The organism is Fictibacillus solisalsi (assembly GCF_900103485.1).
In the GTDB taxonomy this organism is placed as follows: Bacteria; Bacillota; Bacilli; order Bacillales; family Fictibacillaceae; genus Fictibacillus_C; species Fictibacillus_C solisalsi.
In genome coordinates this window covers 221334-242216 of record NZ_FNHW01000001.1, presented here as the reverse complement: position 1 = coordinate 242216, position 20883 = coordinate 221334, and the positions used below count along the sequence as shown (strand labels likewise).

General features: G+C 46.2%; 17 protein-coding genes. 5 read left to right on the top strand and 12 right to left on the bottom strand.

All coding sequences use genetic code 11. From position 1 onward, the window contains the following. Nucleotides 1-35: 35 nt before the first annotated feature. The 7 genes from BLT53_RS01245 to BLT53_RS01215 all read right to left on the bottom strand — a co-directional run bounded on the left by BLT53_RS01245 (nucleotide 36) and on the right by BLT53_RS01215 (nucleotide 8786). Nucleotides 36-1475, bottom strand: a complete 1440-nt coding sequence (locus tag BLT53_RS01245; protein WP_090232170.1) for an aldehyde dehydrogenase family protein — start codon at nucleotides 1473-1475, stop codon at nucleotides 36-38. 19 nt (nucleotides 1476-1494) lie between these two features. Further along, nucleotides 1495-2550 (bottom strand): homoserine dehydrogenase, encoded by a 1056-nt coding sequence (locus tag BLT53_RS01240; protein WP_090232169.1) that lies wholly within the window; start codon nucleotides 2548-2550, stop codon nucleotides 1495-1497. After that, entirely contained in the window at nucleotides 2540-3775 is a 1236-nt protein-coding gene (locus BLT53_RS01235; protein WP_090232163.1) for a M20 metallopeptidase family protein, read from the bottom strand. Before BLT53_RS01235 ends, BLT53_RS01240 begins: the two co-directional genes overlap by 11 nt. A gap of 33 nt (nucleotides 3776-3808) precedes the next feature. Further along, entirely contained in the window at nucleotides 3809-5005 is a 1197-nt protein-coding gene (locus tag BLT53_RS01230) for a cystathionine gamma-synthase family protein (protein ID WP_090232162.1), read from the bottom strand. Between the two features lie 15 nt (nucleotides 5006-5020). Then, on the bottom strand, nucleotides 5021-6025 hold the full coding sequence (locus BLT53_RS01225; RefSeq protein ID WP_090236614.1) for a cyclodeaminase: 1005 nt from the start codon (nucleotides 6023-6025) through the stop codon (nucleotides 5021-5023). Nucleotides 6026-6038: 13 nt separating this feature from the next. Further along, nucleotides 6039-7232, bottom strand: coding sequence for a M24 family metallopeptidase (locus tag BLT53_RS01220; protein ID WP_090232161.1), 1194 nt, complete (start codon nucleotides 7230-7232; stop codon nucleotides 6039-6041). A gap of 189 nt (nucleotides 7233-7421) precedes the next feature. After that, nucleotides 7422-8786, bottom strand: coding sequence for an aspartate aminotransferase family protein (locus BLT53_RS01215; protein ID WP_090232159.1), 1365 nt, complete (start codon nucleotides 8784-8786; stop codon nucleotides 7422-7424). Between the two features lie 185 nt (nucleotides 8787-8971). Here BLT53_RS01215 and BLT53_RS01210 point away from each other — a divergent pair, with 185 nt between their 5' ends. Beyond that, nucleotides 8972-9838: a MurR/RpiR family transcriptional regulator gene (locus BLT53_RS01210; protein ID WP_090232157.1), complete on the top strand. Its 867-nt coding sequence runs from the start codon at nucleotides 8972-8974 to the stop codon at nucleotides 9836-9838. A 31-nt stretch (nucleotides 9839-9869) separates the two neighbouring features. On the opposite strand, the gene BLT53_RS01205 is transcribed toward BLT53_RS01210, so the two are convergent. From BLT53_RS01205 to BLT53_RS01190, 4 genes are all read right to left on the bottom strand, one after another. Further along, nucleotides 9870-11570, bottom strand: coding sequence for a PucR family transcriptional regulator (locus tag BLT53_RS01205; protein WP_090232156.1), 1701 nt, complete (start codon nucleotides 11568-11570; stop codon nucleotides 9870-9872). 83 nt (nucleotides 11571-11653) lie between these two features. Then, nucleotides 11654-12643 (bottom strand): hydroxyectoine utilization dehydratase EutB, encoded by a 990-nt coding sequence (eutB, locus tag BLT53_RS01200; protein WP_090232154.1) that lies wholly within the window; start codon nucleotides 12641-12643, stop codon nucleotides 11654-11656. Between the two features lie 153 nt (nucleotides 12644-12796). Beyond that, entirely contained in the window at nucleotides 12797-15712 is a 2916-nt protein-coding gene (pulA, locus tag BLT53_RS01195) for a type I pullulanase (RefSeq protein ID WP_090232152.1), read from the bottom strand. A gap of 126 nt (nucleotides 15713-15838) precedes the next feature. Further along, the gene (locus tag BLT53_RS01190) at nucleotides 15839-16588 is read right to left on the bottom strand and encodes a DUF2161 domain-containing phosphodiesterase (protein ID WP_090232151.1); all 750 of its coding nucleotides are present in this window, start codon (nucleotides 16586-16588) and stop codon (nucleotides 15839-15841) included. Nucleotides 16589-16739: 151 nt separating this feature from the next. Between BLT53_RS01190 and BLT53_RS01185 the strand changes: the two genes are divergently transcribed. Together BLT53_RS01185 and BLT53_RS01180 are read left to right on the top strand one after the other, a co-directional pair. Next, nucleotides 16740-18152 carry a hypothetical protein gene (locus BLT53_RS01185; protein WP_090232149.1) on the top strand — a complete coding sequence of 471 codons (1413 nt, stop codon included), beginning with the start codon at nucleotides 16740-16742 and terminating at the stop codon, nucleotides 18150-18152. Between the two features lie 129 nt (nucleotides 18153-18281). Further along, entirely contained in the window at nucleotides 18282-19049 is a 768-nt protein-coding gene (locus BLT53_RS01180; protein ID WP_090232147.1) for a SurA N-terminal domain-containing protein, read from the top strand. 42 nt (nucleotides 19050-19091) lie between these two features. Here BLT53_RS01180 and BLT53_RS01175 read toward each other — a convergent pair whose 3' ends face one another. After that, nucleotides 19092-19481: a nuclear transport factor 2 family protein gene (locus BLT53_RS01175; protein WP_090232145.1), complete on the bottom strand. Its 390-nt coding sequence runs from the start codon at nucleotides 19479-19481 to the stop codon at nucleotides 19092-19094. Nucleotides 19482-19622: 141 nt separating this feature from the next. Here BLT53_RS01175 and BLT53_RS01170 point away from each other — a divergent pair, with 141 nt between their 5' ends. Both BLT53_RS01170 and BLT53_RS01165 read left to right on the top strand, forming a co-directional pair. Next, the gene (locus BLT53_RS01170) at nucleotides 19623-20069 is read left to right on the top strand and encodes a cupredoxin domain-containing protein (RefSeq protein WP_244520324.1); all 447 of its coding nucleotides are present in this window, start codon (nucleotides 19623-19625) and stop codon (nucleotides 20067-20069) included. 100 nt (nucleotides 20070-20169) lie between these two features. Then, a complete protein-coding gene (locus BLT53_RS01165; RefSeq protein WP_170834189.1) occupies nucleotides 20170-20820 on the top strand; it encodes a DUF2306 domain-containing protein in 651 nt (216 codons plus the stop codon). Nucleotides 20821-20883: the final 63 nt, after the last annotated feature.

The following is a 20883-nucleotide window of genomic DNA, read 5'->3' as shown; positions in this document are numbered from 1 at the left end:
TAGTCTTGCCTCTTTTAAAAACCCTCTTTCACTTATCAGTTTGATAATTTGTAGCAAACGACTTTTGGCTCTGTCATTTCTTGGATGGCGAACTTGATGCCTTCTCTTCCAAGACCGGACTTTTTCACCCCGCCAAACGGCATGGCGTCAATCCGGTAATCACTGCTGTCATTGATCATAATGCCTCCGACTTCCATGTGGGCAATGGCCTTTTGAGCTTGATCCATATTTTTTGTAAAGATGCCTCCTTGCAGGCCATAACTGACAGCATTCGCTTTTTCAATCGCCTCGTCTACGTTCTCCACTTCAAAAAGAAGAACGACCGGGCCAAAAATTTCCTCCTTAGCAATGGAGCAATGCTCAGGAACGTTTTTTAATACCGTTGGTAAATAGAAGGCACCATTTCTTTCTCCGCCTGTAAGCACCTCAGCGCCTTTTTCAATGGCTTCATTCACTAGGTTTTCTACACGTATGGCCTCTTTTTCTGTAATGAGCGGTCCCATATCCGTGAGTTCTGACAACTTGTCCCCCACACGGTACTGGTTGGTCTGTTGAACGAATTCTTCTTCAAATTCCTTCATCACACCCCGTTGGACATAAATTCGCTGGACGCTCAGGCAATTCTGTCCTGCGGCCCAAAACGCTCCTGAAACCGTCGATTCCACGGCTTCTTCTATATCTGCATCATCAAGCACGATAACAGGGGAATTGGAACCAAGCTCCATACTGATTTTTTTCAATCCTGCTTTCTTTACGATCTCTTCTCCGGCTTCTACACCGCCTGTAAATGAAATCATGCGGATCGCCGGGTGTGTAACCAGCACATCGCCAATTTCACTGCCATGCCCTGTAATCACGGACAGGACCTTGGGCGGAAGCCCGCTTTGTGAAAAAGCTTCGGCAAGCAGCAATGCACTGAGCGGCGTAACAGTAGCAGGTTTTACAATGATGGCATTACCGGACGCGATGGCAGGTCCGACTTTATGGGCCACCAGGTTCAACGGATCATTAAACGGAGTGATCGCTCCGATGATGCCAATGGGAAAACGCTGGTAATAGCCCACTCGGTTTTGGCTGCCTTCCATCTGGTCAAACGGAATCGTCTCTCCCTGGATACGCCTTGCCTCTTCGGCACTGATCCGGAGCGTCTGAATGCATCTTGCCGTCTCTTTTGCCGCTTCCCGAATGGTTTTTGAACCTTCTTGAGCGATAATTGAAGCGTACTTTTCCTTGTTCTCTTCGATGTAATCAGCGGCTCTGTGAATGACTGCCATCCGTTCGTAAACCGGCATGGCCGCCGCGATCTTTGCTCCTTCTTTTGCCAGTTCGATACAGGACAGCATATCTTCCTTAGAAGCCGCCGGAACGGTATCAATCAATGTGTTATCCTGCGGGTCCCTTACCTCAATGACGTTTTCGCGATTTACCCAGGAGCCTCCTAAAAGCATCTTTTGGCCAGCAAGCTGAATGGTCATAATTTCCCGCCTTTCTCGATTAGATGTTTACCAGTTTCCGTTCACGGTCAATGTTGATCAAATCAATGAGCAGAGAGAATCCCGTTTCCACTTTGCCTGCACCGGCTCCGCTCAGTGTTACCGTACCTAACAGGTCACAGTCATAGGCTATTGCATTTACCGCTCCCTTAATGGATGCGAGAGGATCGGTTACCTCCACTTTTTCAGGAGCAATCGAAGCGACGATTCTTCCATTTTCTTTTCGTGCCTTTGCTAGAAGCTTCCACCGCTTGCCCTCGGCTTTCGCCGATTCAATATCATGCCGGGTAATATTCGTGATTCCTCTACAGGAGATTTCTTCTACAGAAAGCGGCTCCTTCATGACATAGTTGGCTAGAATGGCAATCTTGTACCGCGCATCATATCCTTCCACATCGCTGGACGGATCGGCCTCCGCATAGCCAAGCGCCTGGGCTTCCTTTAGTGCCTCCTCATACGTAACGCCCTCATCCTCCATTTTTGTCAGGATGTAGTTGGTGGTCCCGTTCAGAATGCCGCGGATTTCATAGATTTCATTTCCGGCAAGAGCAGCAATTGGCATGCGCAAAGATGGAGTCCCGCTCATCACCGTGCCTTCAAATCCCCAATGAACGCCCTGCTTTTCAGCCAGCTGTGAAAGCTCCTGATAGGCCAGGGCGACCGGGCCCTTGTTTGTCATAACCACATTCTTTTTGGCCAGGAACGCGGTGCGGCAATGGTCAATTGCAGGCTGTCCGGTTTGGACATCCGTATAGGAAACTTCTACAATTGTATGCGCATTGGATTCACGGATGGTCGTCAGGCTGTCCCATCCCCGGACGAGACCCGGTGCAGAAGGGTAGTTCTCGAGATTTCCAGTTTCCTTGAGCACTTGAAGCACGGTTTCGATATCAAGTCCTCCGGGGTGATAGATGGAACCTTTATTAAAGTCTGATATGGCAACAATTTCTGCTTCAAATTGTTCATTCACCTTTAACTGATCTTTCTTGTTCTTTAAAATTTCAGCCAGCCCCTGACCGACCGTTCCAAACCCGATAAATGCAAGTTTATGTGCCATGAATGTCGACCTCCACCTTTGTGCGGCTTGGCAAAACTGCCACGCCATTTAAATAATTAATTGCTGTTTGGGCCAGGATTGCCGTACCGATCGGCAGGCACTCCTCATCGATGTCAAATACCGGGGTGTGCAAATCCCTTTGCTCACCGCCTGGTTTCGCACATCCGAGAAAGAACAACGCACCGGGTACCCGTTCCGTTACGTATCCAAAGTCTTCCCCGCCCATTCCGAAAGGCCCGCTTGTGATGCTGATGTCAGGATACAACTGATGAGCCGCCTCGATAAACCACTGGTTCACTGTTGGATCATTTTTCAATGCCGGCTCGCCGCGGTCAATTCGAAAGGAATACTCTCCGCCGAGTGGTTCAACAATGGAAAACGCTCGTTGCAGTTCCACCGCCAGCGTATCCCGCACTTCCGGGGAATAGCTGCGCATGGTTCCAGTGACCGCCACTTCTGTAGGTATGATGTTGCTTGCTGAACCCGCGTGTACCTCTCCAATACTGACAACAGCGGAATCCAATGCCGATAGTTTCCTTGCCACGATGCCATGAAGCGCCTGCAGCACCGGACCCAGCATCCATATCGGGTCTGTACCCTGCTCCGGATATGCCCCATGTCCGCCGGTCCCCGTAATTCTTCCTTGAAACACGTCGACATTGGCCATGCTGTACCCGTCGTTCACTTGCATGGAACCGACGGGCAGCCACGGACACATGTGAAGGGCAATTGCTGCATCTACCCCATCATAGGCTCCGGCCCTGATCATATACGGAGAGCCGGAAAGGCCGTTTTCATCGATACTTTCTTCTGCGGGCTGAAAAATAAATTTCACGGTTCCCTGTATGTCACCGCGCTCAAACTGTTCCGAGAGCAATGAGGCGACGCCGAGGACAATCGAGGTATGCGCATCATGGCCACAGGCGTGCATCACCCCTTCGTTTCCAGAAGAGTAACTCACTTTGTTTTCTTCCGTAATCGGCAGGGCATCGATATCTGCCCTGATCGCGATTACAGGTCCTTCACCGGAAGAGAGTGTGCCGACTATCCCGGTAGCCCAGCCTATTCCAGTCTCTGTCTTCATTCCCGGCATCTTTCTCAAAGCATCAGCTATATAGCTTGACGTTTCAAACTCCTGAAAACTGAGTTCCGGCCTTTGATGGATCTGCCGCCGCCAGGTCATAAGCTTTTCTTTCATGCTTCCTATACCTTCCGGATGTTTCATAGATCACTCATCTCCTCAAACCCGGAAAATGTCTTAAACTTTCAATCCGCTTTCCACATACTGAAAAGCTTGTTCGAAATCGGCAATAATGTCCTCAATATCTTCTATACCGCAGGAGATCCGGATTAATCCTTCCGGGATGCCCATGGCTGCACGCTCTTCCGGTGTACACTCCACATGGCTTGTGGTCCGTGCCGGCCCGACTGTTGTTTCCACAGCACCAAGGTTTGCCGCCCGGTTGGCATATTGCAACTTTGGAAGAAGGTCCCGTACCGTTTCCACTCCGCCTTTTACGGCAAAGCTTAGCATTCCGCCAAACCCTCTCATCTGTTTCTTTGCGATTTCATGGTTTGGATGGGTTTCAAGCCCGGGATAATAAACGCCCTCCACAAGTTCTTGTGTTTCGAGGAACTTGGCCAATGCCATTGCGTTTTCACTTTGCTGGCGGACACGAAGCTTGAGTGTCTTCATTCCCCGCAGGATAAGATAGGCTGCCATCGGATCCATGGTCGCTCCGTTAATCTCACGGAAATGATAGATTTTTTCCACCAGTTCAGCAGAACCGCATACAACACCTCCAAGCGCATCTGCATGTCCGCCAAGGAACTTGGTCGCACTGTGAATAACCAAATCTGCACCAAGAGCAAGCGGGTTTTGATTAATTGGCGTTCCAAACGTGTTATCCACCACCACGAGCGCTCCCGCTTCACGGCCGGCTTTTGCCATTCGTTCGATGTCAGTAATTTTCACAGTTGGATTCGTTGGTGTCTCGAGATAAAGAATGGAGCATCCTTTGGCTACTTCTTCTTCAATTTGCTCGTGATTGCCTGTTTCACACAGAACCACTTCTACCTGCTGGCGGGGGAGGAATTCAGTAAAAATTTTATTCGTTCCCCCGTAAGTATCCTTGATGGAAACAATTCGGTCTCCTGGTACAAGGAATGTAGACAGCGTGTTGCTGATCGCAGCCATTCCGGTTGAAAAACTTGTTGCGGCTTCCGCTCCCTCAAGAATCTTTACCTTATCTTCAAACGCCTGAACGGTGGGATTCGTGTTCCTTCCGTAAATATGTCCCTTTTTTTTGCCGATGGCCACGTCATACCATTCATCCATATCGTCATAGCCATAGGCTACGCTTAACACCACGGGCACTTGAGTTGCCCCGTGCACCAAATAGTCTTTTTCCCCTGCCCAAACAGATTGTGTTCCTGCTTTTGAATTCTGTGTCATACGATGACTCCTCCTTTAGTTTTTTAGAGCTGGTTTTTTATCTTCAATTTTCAGGCCCATTCCCCGGTTCACCATTTCTTGAAAAGCGAACAGAGCAATCGCCGTATCCTGTACACCCGTGCCTGTCAGATCACACACGGTTATCTGGTCATCATTTTGGCGTCCTGCAGCCTGCTGTGAGGTGAGCTCACCGATTTCGGTTATGGACATAGTTTCTGAAATCACACCCTGAGAGAGCGCATGATGAAGCTCGCCCAGCCGCTCACATTGAGCGACCGTATCACAGACCAGAACATCCGCTTTCGCCAAAACACCGGCTTCAAGCTCCTGTTTGTGCTCTGCATCTGAACCCATCGCCGTGATATGGTGCCCGGGATGAAGCCACTCCGCTTTGATCACTGGTTCGCTTGCCGGTGTGGTTGTAATGATAAGATCGCTCTGGATGACAGCCTCTTTTGCACTTTCAGCCGCCTGAACTTCCACTCCAAGCTCTTTAGTCATTTCCTTTACATATGCTTCTACTCGATCCGATGATCTTCCGTAGACGATCACCCGTTTGAAATTCCGTACCAACTTAAGCGCTTTTACCTGATACCGGGCCTGGCTGCCACAGCCGATCACACTGACAGTATGGATGTTTTCCTTCGCCAGGTATTTCGATGCGATGGCACCGGCGGCCGCAGTCCGTACGTCTGTGAGGTATCCATTGTCGAGCAACAGAGCCTCCGGAACTCCGGTTGTTGCACTAACAAGCATCATCAGCCCGCTTCCGCTCGGGAGTCCAAGCTGATAGTTGTTAAAAAAGCCGGAAGACACTTTGATTGCAAACTTGTCTTTGCCTTTGATATAGGCCGTTTTCACATCCACTTCACCATTCTGGTCGTGAACATCCACCCGCATGATGGGAGGCATAACCGCTTTCTTTTCAGCAAGGCTTGAAAATCCGTCTTCCACCACAGATAGCGCTTCATGGTTAAGTGATATATGCTGCCTTAACTCTTGTTCTGTAAAAATGTACATCTGCAGCTCCCCTTTAATTGAAGTTGGTTTCAAGGGCCCCTTCTTTAATCACCAGCTGTCTTGGCAAGGATGCGAATGTTTCACAGCCCGTTGCCGTTACCCGGAGGGCTTCGCTCGCTTCAAACCCGTACTGATCAAGCCAGATGCCCGGAATGAGATGGAACGTCATATTCGGCTGGAGGATCGTTTTGTCCCCCCTCCGGATGCTGGCTGTATGTTCGCCCCAGTCAGGCGGATAGTTCAGCCCCATTGCATAACCGAGGCGTGATTCTTTTACGATCCCGCTTTTATGAATGGTCTTTCTCCACGTTTCTTCGATTTCTTCACAGGCAATGCCGGGCTTGATCATTTCCAGGCACGCATTCAATCCTTCCACCACAATCTGGGAAAGGCTTTGTAATCGTTCAGACGGCTGTCCGATATTGACCGTTCTGGCAAGAGGTGAATGATACCGTTTGTAACAGCCTGCCAGCTCCAGGATGACTGAGTCGCCTTTCTTATATCTGTCATCGGTCCAGGTCAGGTGGGGTGTGGATGTTTTTTCCCCTGATGGCAACAGGGGGACGATAGCTGGGTAATCGCCGCCGAATTCCTTGGTTCCTGTGATTTGGGTATGAAAAATCTTGGCCGCGACATCACATTCCCTTACTCCTTCGTTGATCATCCCGATTCCGTCCATCATGGCTTTTTCCACGATGGTTGCAGCCCGCTTCATATATTGAATTTCTGCATCGGATTTAACCAGGCGGATCCAATTGACGAGCAGCGTTGCATCCTTGAAATCAGCGTTCGGAAGTCCCTTTCTCAGCTGTTCATAGCATTTGGCAGTAAAATAGTAGTTGTCCATCTCTACGCCGACCGCGCGTTTGTCCTGTCCGATCTGCTTTAAAATATCAGCAACAAAATCCATCGGATGCTTCGTATCGGATTGAACGTAATCATCCGGATAAGGAATCAGGTTCTCATGATAAAGCCAGGATGTGGCTTTGGCTCCATTTGTGTCCTGGTTCCGGCCGATCCAGATTGGCTGGTCTTCATCATCAATGACGATCAGCATTTGATGAACATAAAAGGACCATCCATCATAGCCGGACAAGTAATTCATATTTGCGGGATCCGTGATCAGCAGAACCTCAATTCCTTTTTCCACCATACTTTGTTTCGTTTTCAAAATTCTCTCCTGATATTCAGTTGTTCCGAATGACATCGGACCCACCCTCCCAAAGCATTTATTATTTGAATTTTAAGAATAATTAATCTATGGCTCTAGTATAGAAGAAAAGACGGTTTTCTCTCATCTGCAAAAATGTATGAAGTTTTTGTAAAAATTTTAGCCAAATTATCATATTACATAAAAAGAGACCGTCTACATGATAGACGATCCCCTCTCTTTTAATTATGTCATTTTGGATAGTGCGTAATCATAGGCTTCCAGCGTATGATTGATCTCCTTCTCACCGTGCATGGCAGACAAACTGTAACGGTTTAAAGGTTTTGTATAAATTCCCTGTGAGAGCAGATAGAAATCCAATTCCCTTCTCAATGAAAAATTGGATTTCTGAAACTCACGGTAATTTTTCACTTCTTCCAGTTCGGTAATCACCACATTGAATATAGTTCCCATTCCGATCGGCTTCATGGCAATTCCCCGTTCAGCAAAAATCGTTTGAATCCCGGATTTAAGTTGATCTGTCACCGACAGAACGTGCCCAATCTCATCCTGCAGAACGTTGATGGTTGCCAGACCTGCTGCTAATATCGTTGGATGCCCATTATACGTTCCGCTGTGAAACAGCACGTCCCTTGCACGTGAATGTTTGCTTTGGCTGCTGTCAAAAACATCCGATGAAGAGGAAGGAGCGCTGGACATTAAAATGTCTTTTTTTCCGCCGACCACTCCAACCGGGAATCCGCCTCCCAATACTTTCCCAAGCGTCGTCAAATCGGGGTGTACTCCATAAACCGATTGAGCGCCTCCCATTCCTAACCTGAACCCTGTTTTTACTTCATCAAAAATAAGAAGAATTCTGAGCTCCTCGGTGATCTTCCGCAATCCTTCCATAAAGGCTGGTTCTGCCGGAATAAATCCGCCCTGAATGGGTTCCATCATGACAGCTGCAAGCTCATCTTTTCTTTTATACAATATGTCTGACACGGCATCCAAATCATTAAACGGAAGGACAATGGTATGTTCTTGATGATAAGGATCTACCCCTTTTGACTCAATCACTGATCTTGGTTCATGAATCGGTCCCGCTTCGGTGATCGGCGGATTCACACTTAAGAGGACCTGGTCATATCCGCCATGATAATGCCCCTCAAACTTTGCGATTTTTTTCTTGCCAGTATAGGCATAAGCCAGACGGATTGCCAAAAGCGTTGCTTCCGTTCCTGAATTGGTATACCGGATTCGTTCCATACTCGGAAACAGCTCCATAATTTTTTTTCCCATTTGGAGTTCCAACTCATGCGGAGTACCAAACAAGAAGGTTCCGTGTTCCTCCATTTGCTGCTGAATGGCGGCTTTTACTACTGGGTGCCCATGGCCAAGCATGAGAGCGCCGTATGAAAGCAGATAATCGATATACCTGTTCCCGTCCACATCATATAAATAAGCCCCGCTTGCTTTTTCCATGATAACCGGATAAGGATCATAGGCCTTAATATTGGCTGTGACTCCGCCGGGCATAACCTGCCGCGCCTCGTTCATAAATTCTCTGGAGTTTGGTGTCCTTTTTGTGTATTCCATTAATGCATCCATCTTTTCATCTCCAATATGAAATATTCATTTCGTTTTTTCTATATTTTTTAAAAATTATATAATAAACTATCAGTAAATGAAATATTTATTTCAAAAACTTTGTATGGATGTAATGTTTTTTCAACTCGTTTATGATGGTAGTAGAATGAAATTGCACAACTACATTGTAAAAAAGGAAATGAAGTATGGAACAAGACCACGTTTATCATGTTATGGCGAACAAAAGGGCGAAGATGAGCAAAGCCCATTCTAAAATTGCAGATTATGTAATGGATCATCCAAACACTGTCCCCTTCTTTACCGTTTCAAAATTGGCAAAAGAAGCGGGGGTCAGTGAAGCAACCGTCGTCCGATTTGCTGTCTTTCTTGGGTATTCCGGTTTCCCTGACTTTCAGCAGCACTTGCAAAACGCTGTGCAGCAGCAGCTCACCACCATGGAAAGACTTAAACTGTCGACAGAGGTATATAAAAAAGAAGATGAAGCGGCTTATGATATTTTCCAGGACGATATTGCCAACATTAAAGCGACCATGGAAAGTCTTGATATTCGATCGCTCAAAGACGCGGCCGACTATCTGATGGAAAGTGACCATGTGTATATCTGTGCAAATCGCAGTGCAGCTGCTCTTGGAAACTTCCTTCACTACTACTTAAATTTTCTTTTGGATCATGCCGAGATGGCGACTTCCAAAGAACTGCTTCCTGAACAATTGTACCAATTGAGTGAAAAAGACACCGTAGTAGGCATCAGCTTCGCCCGTTACACCAAAAGCACCATTGATATGGTTTCTTTTGCGAAGAAACAGGGGGCCAAAACGATTGTGATTACTGACAGCCCTTACTCCCCGCTTGTTCCGCAGGCGGATGTTGTTCTGTTGGCTTCCAGTCATCTTCCTACTTTTTTTGACTCGTTTGTAGGCCCGCTCAGTCTGATTAACAGCCTTATCGCGCTTATCGGAAGGGAAAAAATGAATGACGCACAGGAGCGCTTGAATAAATTGGAGGATGTCTGGGAGCAGTTTGACGTCTTTTACAAGAAGAAAGATGACTAAGAAAAAAAGACCTTTTCAGGCCTTTTTTGCATTATGAATAAATGGCGGTTTCAGTGAGTCCCAATTTCCACGTTTTAATGCTGAGATCGAGCAGAAATAAATCGTCCGTATCGATGAGAGAAAGGCCTGTTAACGTTTCAATTTTGCGAAGTCTGTACAATAGAGACTGTCTGTGAAGGTTAAGCAGGCGGGCGGTCTGGCTGACGTTTCCGTGGCACTCATTGTAGGTACTAAAGGTTCCGATCAAGTCCATGTTGCGCTGCTGATCATATTGGATGAGCGGTTCGATGGCAGAGACGATGATTTCTTTCATTTCCTTGTTTTGGGCCAGGGTCAACAGCACCCGGTCCACCTTTGTATTCTCATACAATACCCGGTGTCCGGCCCCTTTTTTCTTCCTGCCGATTTGAAGAGCAGTTTGTGCATGGTCAAATCCTGTTTTGAATCCTGCGATGGTTTCCTGTGCCCCTCCAATTCCCCATGAAATGACCACATCAGGCAGCAAATTCCGCAGCCGCCTTTCCACCAGATCCAAAAAATGATGGGCTGGGTTTTCATTGTTTTTCGCCTGCACAAATAGAGTTAATTTATCTCCCTGATACGTCATCATTACTTCTTTTTCAAGCGATCCCGCAGCATAATAAATTTCTTCTTCAATGTAACGGATCATACTGTCAAGCCAATGCTCGTACGAAAGGTAATGCTGCTTTCTTTTTTTAAACAAGAGCTCCATGTTCTCGGGATATCCCGCAATACAGACATAAGGAACCTTAAGATTGAACCCAAGCAATTTGGCTCTGGATTCCGCTTGTTCATCAGAAGTAAATTCACCTTTGGCCAATTCCTGTATAAAATCGCTGCGCAGGCGCATCTCGGTTTCTTCAATGGCATTTTGGCGAGACAGCCAAAGCGCGACCGTGGTAGCCGAATGCTCAAGCACATTTACCCGGTATTGATTCAGGAAGTCTTCAATCTCCCCATCCTTTGGGAACAGTACAAATAAATATCCCTGAATATCTCCTGAAGCATTCAGGATCGGCAGCCGCAGTATGGTCTCACCATCCAGCTCAATCATTTGAAACTTTTGATACATGGGATCCTGGGGCAAAGGGGATGATGTTTTTTTTATGGAGATTCCATCCTTCAGGTTATAGTACTTCCATTTGTCGTCCGGATCCCCCGCTTCCGTACGGTCCTGGATGATTCCCGCACGGTCGGTAATGATGATCGGGCAGCCGATCTGATTTTGAATATAATCGGAAATCTCCCTGAGGCTCGTTTCCTTGAGAATCAGCTGGAGGAGTTCCTGCTGGGCTTTTTCCGATTTCTCCCGTTCTTTATACTGAATGTCGTTAAGCTCCCTCAGCACTTCTTCTATAATGGTGGAAAACCGGACTTCCCACGGGATTTCCATAATGATAAACTGATATTTTTCAGCCAGCTCCACCACTTCTTTTGGAACGTCATAGATATAACGCCCCAACGCAATAATCAGTGCAGAAGCTTCGGAATGGATAATATCCTCCACAAACTTTTTAAATAATTGAACATCATGCCCGCAGCCAATGGCCGTACTCAGGACGACTTCATTCTTCCGCACAAAATTTTCAACGGGCATTTCAATGGCAGAAATCCACTGGACATGCCGTTCTCTAAGATGAGAGCTCCCGGTCCGTACCCTGGCATTTTCCATAATTTCTAAGCTTAATAGATCATTCACCGCTAACTTCAACCGCTCTCCTCCTCTGGCTGCAATATATTTTCTAAATATTCACATAGTTAAACTATACCAAAACTTGCAGCAGGCAGGGAGCATTATGAAGGATTATACGTATTCAATATCCGCTGAACAACAGACAGATCCACATTATGTCCGGTGATAATAACGGCAATGGGTCCATCTCTGTCCTCAACATGATGACCCAGTAAAGCTGCAATTCCGGTCGCCGCTGCACCCTCCATGATCATTCGGTGGTGGCCCATCATGAATGCCATACTCTGTGCGATTTCTTCTTCTGGTATCAACACCGCCCGGTCCATGTATTTCTGGACCATATTAAAGGTGTACTGATTATCCAGCCCGATGCCGCCGAGCAGGCTGTCGGCAAGCGTATCCTTTTCCGGCATCTTTATCGGTCTTCCAGCTCGTAAACTTTCATACATCACGGCTGATTCTATCATGGAAACGCCGGTCACCCCGATCGAAGGGTCATTTGTCTTGAGTGCCATTCCAATGCCTGACAGCAATCCTCCGCCCGAAAGAGGGACAATAACGTCCTTCAGTTCAGGGATATCCTCCAGCAGCTCGAGTCCGATGGTTCCCTGTCCGGCAATGACCTCCACATCATCAAACGGTTCAATAACGGTTAAACCGTGCTCCTCTTCAAGCACCACACACCTTTCGCCTGCTTCATCCTGGCTCTCGCCGCAAAATTCAATGAAAGCTCCCAGCCTCTTCAATGAATCTACTTTTGCCTTCGGCACCCGGTTAGAGATGCAAACGGTCGCTTTTATTCCCAGCTTTTTGGCGACATAGGCCACTGCCATTCCATGATTTCCGGTCGAATACGTCGCTACACCCCGTTTTCTTTCCTCCTCACTCAAGCTGAGGATTTTATTAGCGGCCCCTCTCACCTTAAAAGCACCTGTATCATGCACGGTCTCCAGTTTTAAGTAGACCGGGCGGCCCATCTTTTCTGATAGAATAAAAGATTCAACAACCGGTGTTTTGCTGATTAGTGACCGGATCCTCTTTCTTGCTTCCCATACGTTTTGTATCGTCACATTCGTTTTTAGCGCTTTCAATTTTGTCCCTCCCTCTTAGAACCATCTCTACTTCGGATTATATAGTAACAATATTCTGCAATCTATTGTGAAAAGTGACTAGGAACAGGGAGATCTTTTACTACAGAATGATAAAAAACCGCTGGAATTCTCCAGCGGTTTTTTAAGTTACTTTTATCGCCCATCCAGAACAATGGTACTGAGCGCAGGTACTTTAACGGTTTTGCCCATTACGATTCCGAGGGGTTTGTTCCCGGCCTCTTCGCCATTCGCCAGAACTCGCCATGGCCCGGGCTTTGGAAGAGAGATTGTTTGAACGCTTGTGTTGGCGTTATATAATACGACCAGATCCTTTGACCTGTCTTTGTTCGCGTGGCCTTTCAGATCATAAGCAACCGTATTTTTGGGTGCCGGCAGGAACTCGATATGGCTTCGGATGTCAGCAGCCGTTCTCATCCGGAATGCAGGATGGCCTTTTCGGAGCTTGATCAAGCCTTTCATATAGTCTACCTCTTTACTGAAATCGGCACGTCGCTGCCAGTCGAGCTGGTTGACCGCGTCAGGTGACTTGTAGCTGTTATGGTCGCCGCCTTTCGTTCTCATGAATTCCTGTCCTGCATGAAGGAAAGAGATACCCTGTGATGTCAGAATGATGGATGACGCGAGCTTATGCATCTTTTTGCGGGTATCGACCGAGCTTTCAGGATTTGTCAGTTGAAGCTTGTCCCACAGGGTATGATTATCGTGAGCTTCGACGTACGTAATCACCTGTTCCGGATCTTTATAGGTCGCCATTGTGCTTGGATAATCGATTCCTGCTTTAATTCCTTCCTTGATCGCCTCTTCGGTATCCGGTTTTCCGTTCACAAATCCTTTGTCCGTATCTTCAAATACGCTTCCCTTTAAACTGTCGCGGATTCCATCGTTAAAATGGGCGATGCCATTCATTTTTCCGGCATTCTTTTGATTGGCTTTTAATGACGGATCAAGCGGAGTATTGAGATCCCATCCTTCACCGAGGACGATGATCGATGGATCAATCTTATTCAATGCCTTTCTGACTTGGTTCATTGTTTCTACATCATGAATGCCCATCAGGTCGAATCGGAAGCCATCCAGATTATATTCCTTGGCCCAGTAGCTGACGGATTCCACAATGAATTTTCTCATCATCTTGCGTTCTGAAGCCGTATCATTTCCGACTCCCGTACCGTTTGCCAGTGTTCCGTCCTCGTTATACCGGAAGTAATAACCGGGTACGAGCTTTTGGAAATTCGATTCGTCCGCCGAGAACATATGATTATACACGACATCCATAATCACCCTCAGGTTATTGTGATGCAGGGTGTTCACCATTTGCTTCATTTCTTTGATCCGGACAGCCGGCCTATAGGGATCTGTTGAGTAAGATCCTTCAGGTGCGTTATAGTTCTGCGGATCATAGCCCCAGTTAAACTGCGGTTGATCGAGTCTGGTTTCATCTACGGTTTTGTAATCATAGATCGGCAAAAGCTGGACATGCGTGACTCCAAGATCCCTAATATGACTTAATCCTGTTTTGACACCTTCTGGTCCAGTTGTGTTTTCCTCGGCAACTCCCAAGAACTTTCCTTTATTCTTAATTCCGCTTTTCGGGTGCATGGAAAGATCTCTGACGTGAAGCTCATAAATGATGGCATCTTCTGGAGTGAAAGCTTTCATCCGTTTATGGAAGTGCTTTGGATCGGTTTTGTCCAAATTGATGACGGCTCCTTTTTGCCCGTTTACGGTTACCGCACGGGCATAAGGATCAACCGCCTCGTTCCATTGGTCGCCGATTTTCACCTTATACGTATAGATCAGCCCTTCATGATTGCCTTTTAACGTTCCTTTCCACGTTCCTCTTTTACCTTTTTTCAAGGGAAGCTCTGTGCCCTTTTCATCCTGCCATGATTTGTACATAACAAGGTTCGCCTCACTGGCGGTTGGTGCCCAAAGCCGGAACTTTGTTTCTTTTTTGGAATAGCTGTTGCCCAAATCATCTCCGCCGTAAAAGAATTTATTGTCAAATTCCGGTGTGCGGACAACCTTGCCTGTTTGTACAACAACCTCTCCAAAGTTTTTTTTGGAAACCTTGTACACATTTGTGAGATCCAAATCATTGGCAGTGATGATCTTCACCTTGTTTGTAAAGTCACCCGCTTGGTTGTCAGCAGAAACAACTTGTTTGATGGATGCACCGCCGGTAAGGCTGATGCCATGCTCTTTTACATCAAAGGGAAAATTCGTTTCGAATGTAATCTCACGAAAACCATCGATGGATGCCTTTACGATTTTCGGCGTGCGATCCACCAGATCTTTATCATAGTAAATGCGCTGCTGTCCCTGCGCAATCCATACCTCTGCAGAACCGTCCTCCTTGAACTTTGTTACATAACGGTCATTGAATTCTTTTTCTGCCCAATCATTACCTGGTATGCTCTTTCTTACAATGAATCCAAGCTTGTGAACGTCCTTCAGGTTTTCCATTTGAATCGATGCTGCTTTGCCGAATTCATCTTCTTCTGTAAACTGAACCGCTTTTCCTTCACCGTTCTCCGGCCAAGTCCACAGATTCCATCCATCGTATTGATTGTCGTAACGGAAATAGTGCACTTTCACATTCAACTTTTCAAAAGCAGGCAAATCACGGTACTCGCCATCAGGTGGCTCGGTATACGTGTTGTCATCCCCTGACTTGACCCAGACTTCCCCTTCCCCTCCAGTAATATCAATGAAACGGTCGCCTCCGTCTTTCTCCCAGCTGTCAGTACGGACAATAAAGCCCACCTTTTTGTATGTACCATCGAGCTCAATCTCAGCCATCTTTCCGAATTTGTCCTCACCAGTAAACGGATAGGCTTTCCCTTCTCCGCCTTCAGGAAAGACCCATACGTTCCAGTCCTTCATATTCCCATCTGATGGCTTGTAATGAATGATTACTTTTGTTTTGCCAGTTGCAGAATTCATTTCTGCAAACGATTGCACAGAATAGAATGAAAAAAAGATTCCTATCAGCAGTGTAAAAATGGAAACAAGAGACACAAACCGTCTGATCTTGATCCCTGCCATATTCCAGTCCTCCCTTGAACATGAAAATTTTGGATTGCTAACACAACTTTACCATGATAAAGCAATAAGTGAAAGCGTTTGCACAATAGATGGGTAAAAAGGCATAGAAAAACCGAAAAGAGACGATCAGCTTTTTTCGGCTTCTTCCTGAAACTCTATTATTTTGTTTTGATAATAGCTTACCTGATCCGGATAGATTCCCAATTCCTGTTTTCCCTTATCACTTATAGAATAGATGCCCCGGGAAATTTTTTCAAACCATCCATAATAGTTTTTGCTTAAAATGGATAGCGTCTTGTCTCCCGTTCCCCACCCCCGCAGTGCCTTAGGAGTCAGTGGACCGAATTCCTGAAGCAGGCAGGCGATGTATATGCAAGTTTCCATGTAGGCTGTGATCAGTTTGGTTTTGCTGCTTCCGCCGACATTGTAGTCCCCATTCCGGCCTTTGATTTCTTCGAGCAGCTTCGTCCGTCTCTTCTTATACCGCTGCTGGCTTTTCTTGCGGTCAAAAGGCCCGGGATTAAGAATGGTTTCCACCGTCGCACCTTTTTTGGTAAAAGAAACATGCAGCAGCCCGAGCTCCAGCTGTTTGATTAAGTGCAAAACATCATGCCATTTTTTCGAATTCCTTTTGTATTTGGGCTTGGGAATCGCTATATAAACAAAGTCAGTCAGCCGCTGCCGGTTTGTCGCCTGTACAAGCAGGTCCACATTTAAAGTGAGCTTGAGTTCTACGATAACGAGCTCGTCTTCTTTCATCATGGCGATATCGCAATGATGGACTTCACCATACACCTCATATCCTTTTTCCCTAAAATAGCCCCGAACAGGTACATACAGATCAGTTTCATAGCGTTTTTCTTTACTCGTCTTCATAACTACCTCGCTTTGGTGCCCATTATAATCGGTTCCATTATCTTTGAAAAGCTTTTTATCTCACCACTTTTACATCCCTACATATTCTGTTAGTACTCACCGGGCGGCTGCCCATTGGCCCGGTACACGAATCGGAAGGGAGAGAAAAGATATGGGCATTGAACTCACAGCGCTTCATTGGATTTATGTAGTTTTTATCTTTTTTATCATTGGTTTTATGGTCGCAAGGAGAGATACGACCCTCATCTGTATTCTTGGAATTTTCTTGATTGCACTCACTGCCACAGGCTCGTTAAGTGCCTCGGTAAGCAGCATCTTCAACAGCTTCGCCTACGCTATTACCGAACTTCTCTCCACGATACTCGTCATCTCGATTATTGTGGCCATGAGTAAAACACTGACCGTTACAGGGATCAATGATGTCATGATCTCTCCTTTCTCAAAACTCATACGCTCGCCGGCCCTCGCTTACTGGACGATCGGCCTCCTTATGATGGTTATTTCTTTTTTCTTTTGGCCATCTCCCGCTGTTGCTTTGATGGGAGCTGTTCTGCTTCCGGTTGCCATCCGGGCGGGCCTTCCTGCTCTCGGGGTAGCCATGGCCATGAACCTCTTTGGTCACGGGATTGCATTGTCCGGCGACTTCGTCATTCAGGGCGCACCTAAACTGACGGCAGACGCTGCAGGCCTTTCCGTCAACCAGGTCATCCATGCCAGCATTCCTCTTGTGATTGTCATGGGCGTCGTAACAACTGCGTGTGCCTTCTACTTTTTAAAGCGTGATTTAAAAAACGGGAAGCTCACAGGCAGCACAGGATTAGCCACAGCTGCAGTTTCCACCAAGGAAAACACTCTTCAAAATAGTGACACCGCTTTTCTTTCCCCCAGCCAAAAACGCTTTTTCGCCTTGCTCGTTCCTTTTTTATTTGCCTTGGATGTTGTCTCTATGTATTTGTTTCATCTTCAGGGCGGCGATGCGACCGCACTGATTGGCGGAACCTCTGTTGTCATTCTGCTTTTGATCTCAATGGCAGCGCATAAAGGAAAAGGGCTGGAGAAAACCACCAGTTATCTTATTGAAGGCTTTCAGTTCGGTTTTAAAGTCTTTGGTCCCGTTATCCCGATTGCTGCCTTCTTTTACCTTGGTGATGCCGGATTTAACGCCATCATCGGGAACCTTTTGCCCAAACACTCTCACGGAATCGTGAATGACCTTGGTGTATCACTCGCATCGGTTGTTCCAATGACAAAGGAAATCGGCGCGATCACCTTAACGGGTGTAGGTGCCATCACCGGTCTCGACGGCTCGGGTTTCTCCGGCATATCACTTGCCGGGTCGATTGCCGCATTGTTTGCCCATGCTATAGGTGCTGGAGCGGCGACCTTGACTGCCTTGGGTCAAATCGCGGCCATTTGGGTCGGCGGAGGCACACTGGTGCCATGGGCCCTGATCCCTGCAGCAGCCATCTGCGGAGTCAATCCTTTCGAACTTGCCAGAAGAAACCTGCTCCCTGTTGCGATTGGGCTTGTGGTCACCACCATAGTCGCCATGTTCTTGATCTGACGGTAAGAAGAAGGCTCCAAGAATGAGCCTTCTTCTTTACATTTACAAAACAAATTCCTGTTTCATTTCCATTTTCACTCCAAATCCGTTATAATTCGCCCCAAGGGCAATTTTGAAAGGAGTGAAATAATGAAAAAGATTATTTCAATACTAATGGTCGCAATGCTTGCTATCGCTTTGACAGCTTGCGGTTCAGATGATAAAGACAAAAAGGCTTCTGATACGAACGACAAAGCAAAAACCTCTCAAGCCGATCAGAAAAAGCAAGAAGAGCAAATGAAAGATATGCAAAAGAAACTGGATGCACAAAAAGTGGATGAAAAGAAAGTAGTGGCGACGGTAAACAATGATAAAATCGTCGGCAAGGATTACAACATGGCGCTTTCTTCTTCACAAATGCAAATGCAGCAGATGGGACAAGACCCTTCCTCCAAAGAAGCTGCAAAGCAAATTAAAGATCAGACCGTTGAAAGCCTGATTGGACAATCCCTTATCCTTCAGGATGCAGAGAAAAAAGGATACAAAGCATCAGATAAAGAAGTAAACGATCAGCTGTCTCAAACCAAAAAGCAATATAAAGATGAAAAGAAATTCGCAGCCGCTCTTAAACAAGCGAACCTGAGCGAATCGGATCTTAAGGGACAAATTGCCGATGGTATTGCCTCCCAAAAATACATTGAAAAAGAAGTTCCTGCTGACAAAGTATCAGACAAGGAAATTCAGGATTACTACAACAAATATGCCAAACAAAGTACAGGAAAAGATCAAAAAGCGCCAAAACTTGAAGAAGTAAAACCTCAGATCAAACAACAGCTCGAACAGCAAAAGCAACAGGAAAAACTCGTTAAAAAAGTTCAAGATCTGAAAAAGAACGCCAAAATTGATGTAAAAATTTAACTGCACGACAAAAGGATGGCCTCCTGGAGGTCCATCCTTTTTTTATGGTCTTAAATGAGAATGGGTAGTTGAATCTGAAAGGTCCAACGGAGTTACGGTCCCCTGGTGAAAATAAAGCTGCCATCTCCCGTCCATGTGCTTCCAAATGGAACTCCTCAATGTGTTTCGGTCTTTTGTCCGGTTACGTATAATATACGTTGTTAATACGATGTCAGATGCCAGCATCCGAACTTCAAAATTTAAAAGCGATAAATCATCCACGTCAAGGTCCCCTGTCATGCAATCCTCTTTTCGTATTGGATAACCGGAACTGCCGAATTCCAGGAAATCATCAGCAAGCTGCTCATCCAGTTTTTCAGTCGTTGTTCGCACATCAGGCCGCAAATGGCTTTCCTCCAGCTCTCTCATCTGTTCTTTCATCGCGTCTTCCATTTATCCCATTCCTTTATTCTGTATTCCTTTAACTATTCTTCTTTTATAAAGGTTGTCCTTTTCTCTTACCCTTTATTTTTTTAACAAGAAATCCTCCCTGTCCACATATAGTGTAAAGACAAGCTGATGGAGGTGGAACTTTTGAAAATATGGTTTGTTCCTAGAAAATGGATTTTATTGTTTATTTTATGTATTTGTATTGGACTCGGCACATGGTATGCTGTAAAGCCCGATGCTGTAGAAACGACAGGATCACCGGCCAATGCAAAGCGTCTGACGATCAACATGGTCACAGGGGAATTCAAATCCACGCTGGATAATGGAAAAGAAATTGAAGCCTACCGCTGGGATCCGGGAACGATTTATATCCCGCACGATCAGCCGGTGACCTTGAGCATTTATGGTGTAAATGGCAAAGCACACCCCTTCTACATCGAAGGAACGAATGTGAAGGGCAACGTGGTGAAAGGCAGGGAAACGGTTCTGCATCTCCGCTTTAAAAAGGAGGGCATCTACCGGCTGATCTGTAAAACACATCCAGATATTTCCCACAACGGTCCTATGATCGCCTACCTGGTCGTTGATTGATTCGATGGAAAGCATTCAAAGCTGAATGCTTTCTTTTTTTGGCATATTCCACCTATATACATTATATGGTAATCTATAGCAAAAAAGAGGGAGGGCTATTGTGGCTAGACGTAAGAGAACGAATTATGCTGTAGCAGGTTGTTATGTAATCGTTGCTCTATTTATTGCGTATATCGTAGTTCAATATCTGGTCTTTGGGCCAAAACAGGCAGGGATTGTTTCCGGGAAACTCTCGATCCCGGGATTTCCATACAGCACGTGGCAGGTCTTTTTCTTTGTACACATCGCCACTGGCGCAATTGCTCTCCTTACCGGTCCCTTTCAATTCTTAAGGTCCAGCCGGAAGGTGATTTCCGTCCACAGAATCATTGGAAGAATCTATGGGATATCTATTTTCATCAGTGTCCCTGCTGGCATTTATCTGGCGTTGTATGCCACAGGTGGCCTTGCCTCTTCGATCGGATTTATTGTTCTGGATGCGGCCTGGTTCATGACTGCTTTTATCGGCTTAAAGCGTATCCGCGAAAAAAAGGTGGCCAGCCATCAGGAATGGATGCTCCGCAGTTACGCAGTCACACTTGTCTTTGTGACATTCCGTGTTTTTCTTCCGTTGCTTACCCTGGCTAACCTGCCTTTCTCTATATCGTTCTCACTGTCAGTCTATCTTTCAATGGCCCTTAATCTAGGATGGGTGGAATGGCACCTTCGGAGAAAAAAAAGAAGGACCATAAAGTCAAACATTTCCGTATAAAAAATAAAGGAGAAAAACAGGTTTGTTTTTCTCCTTTATTCTATAGATATTATTAAATTTTTA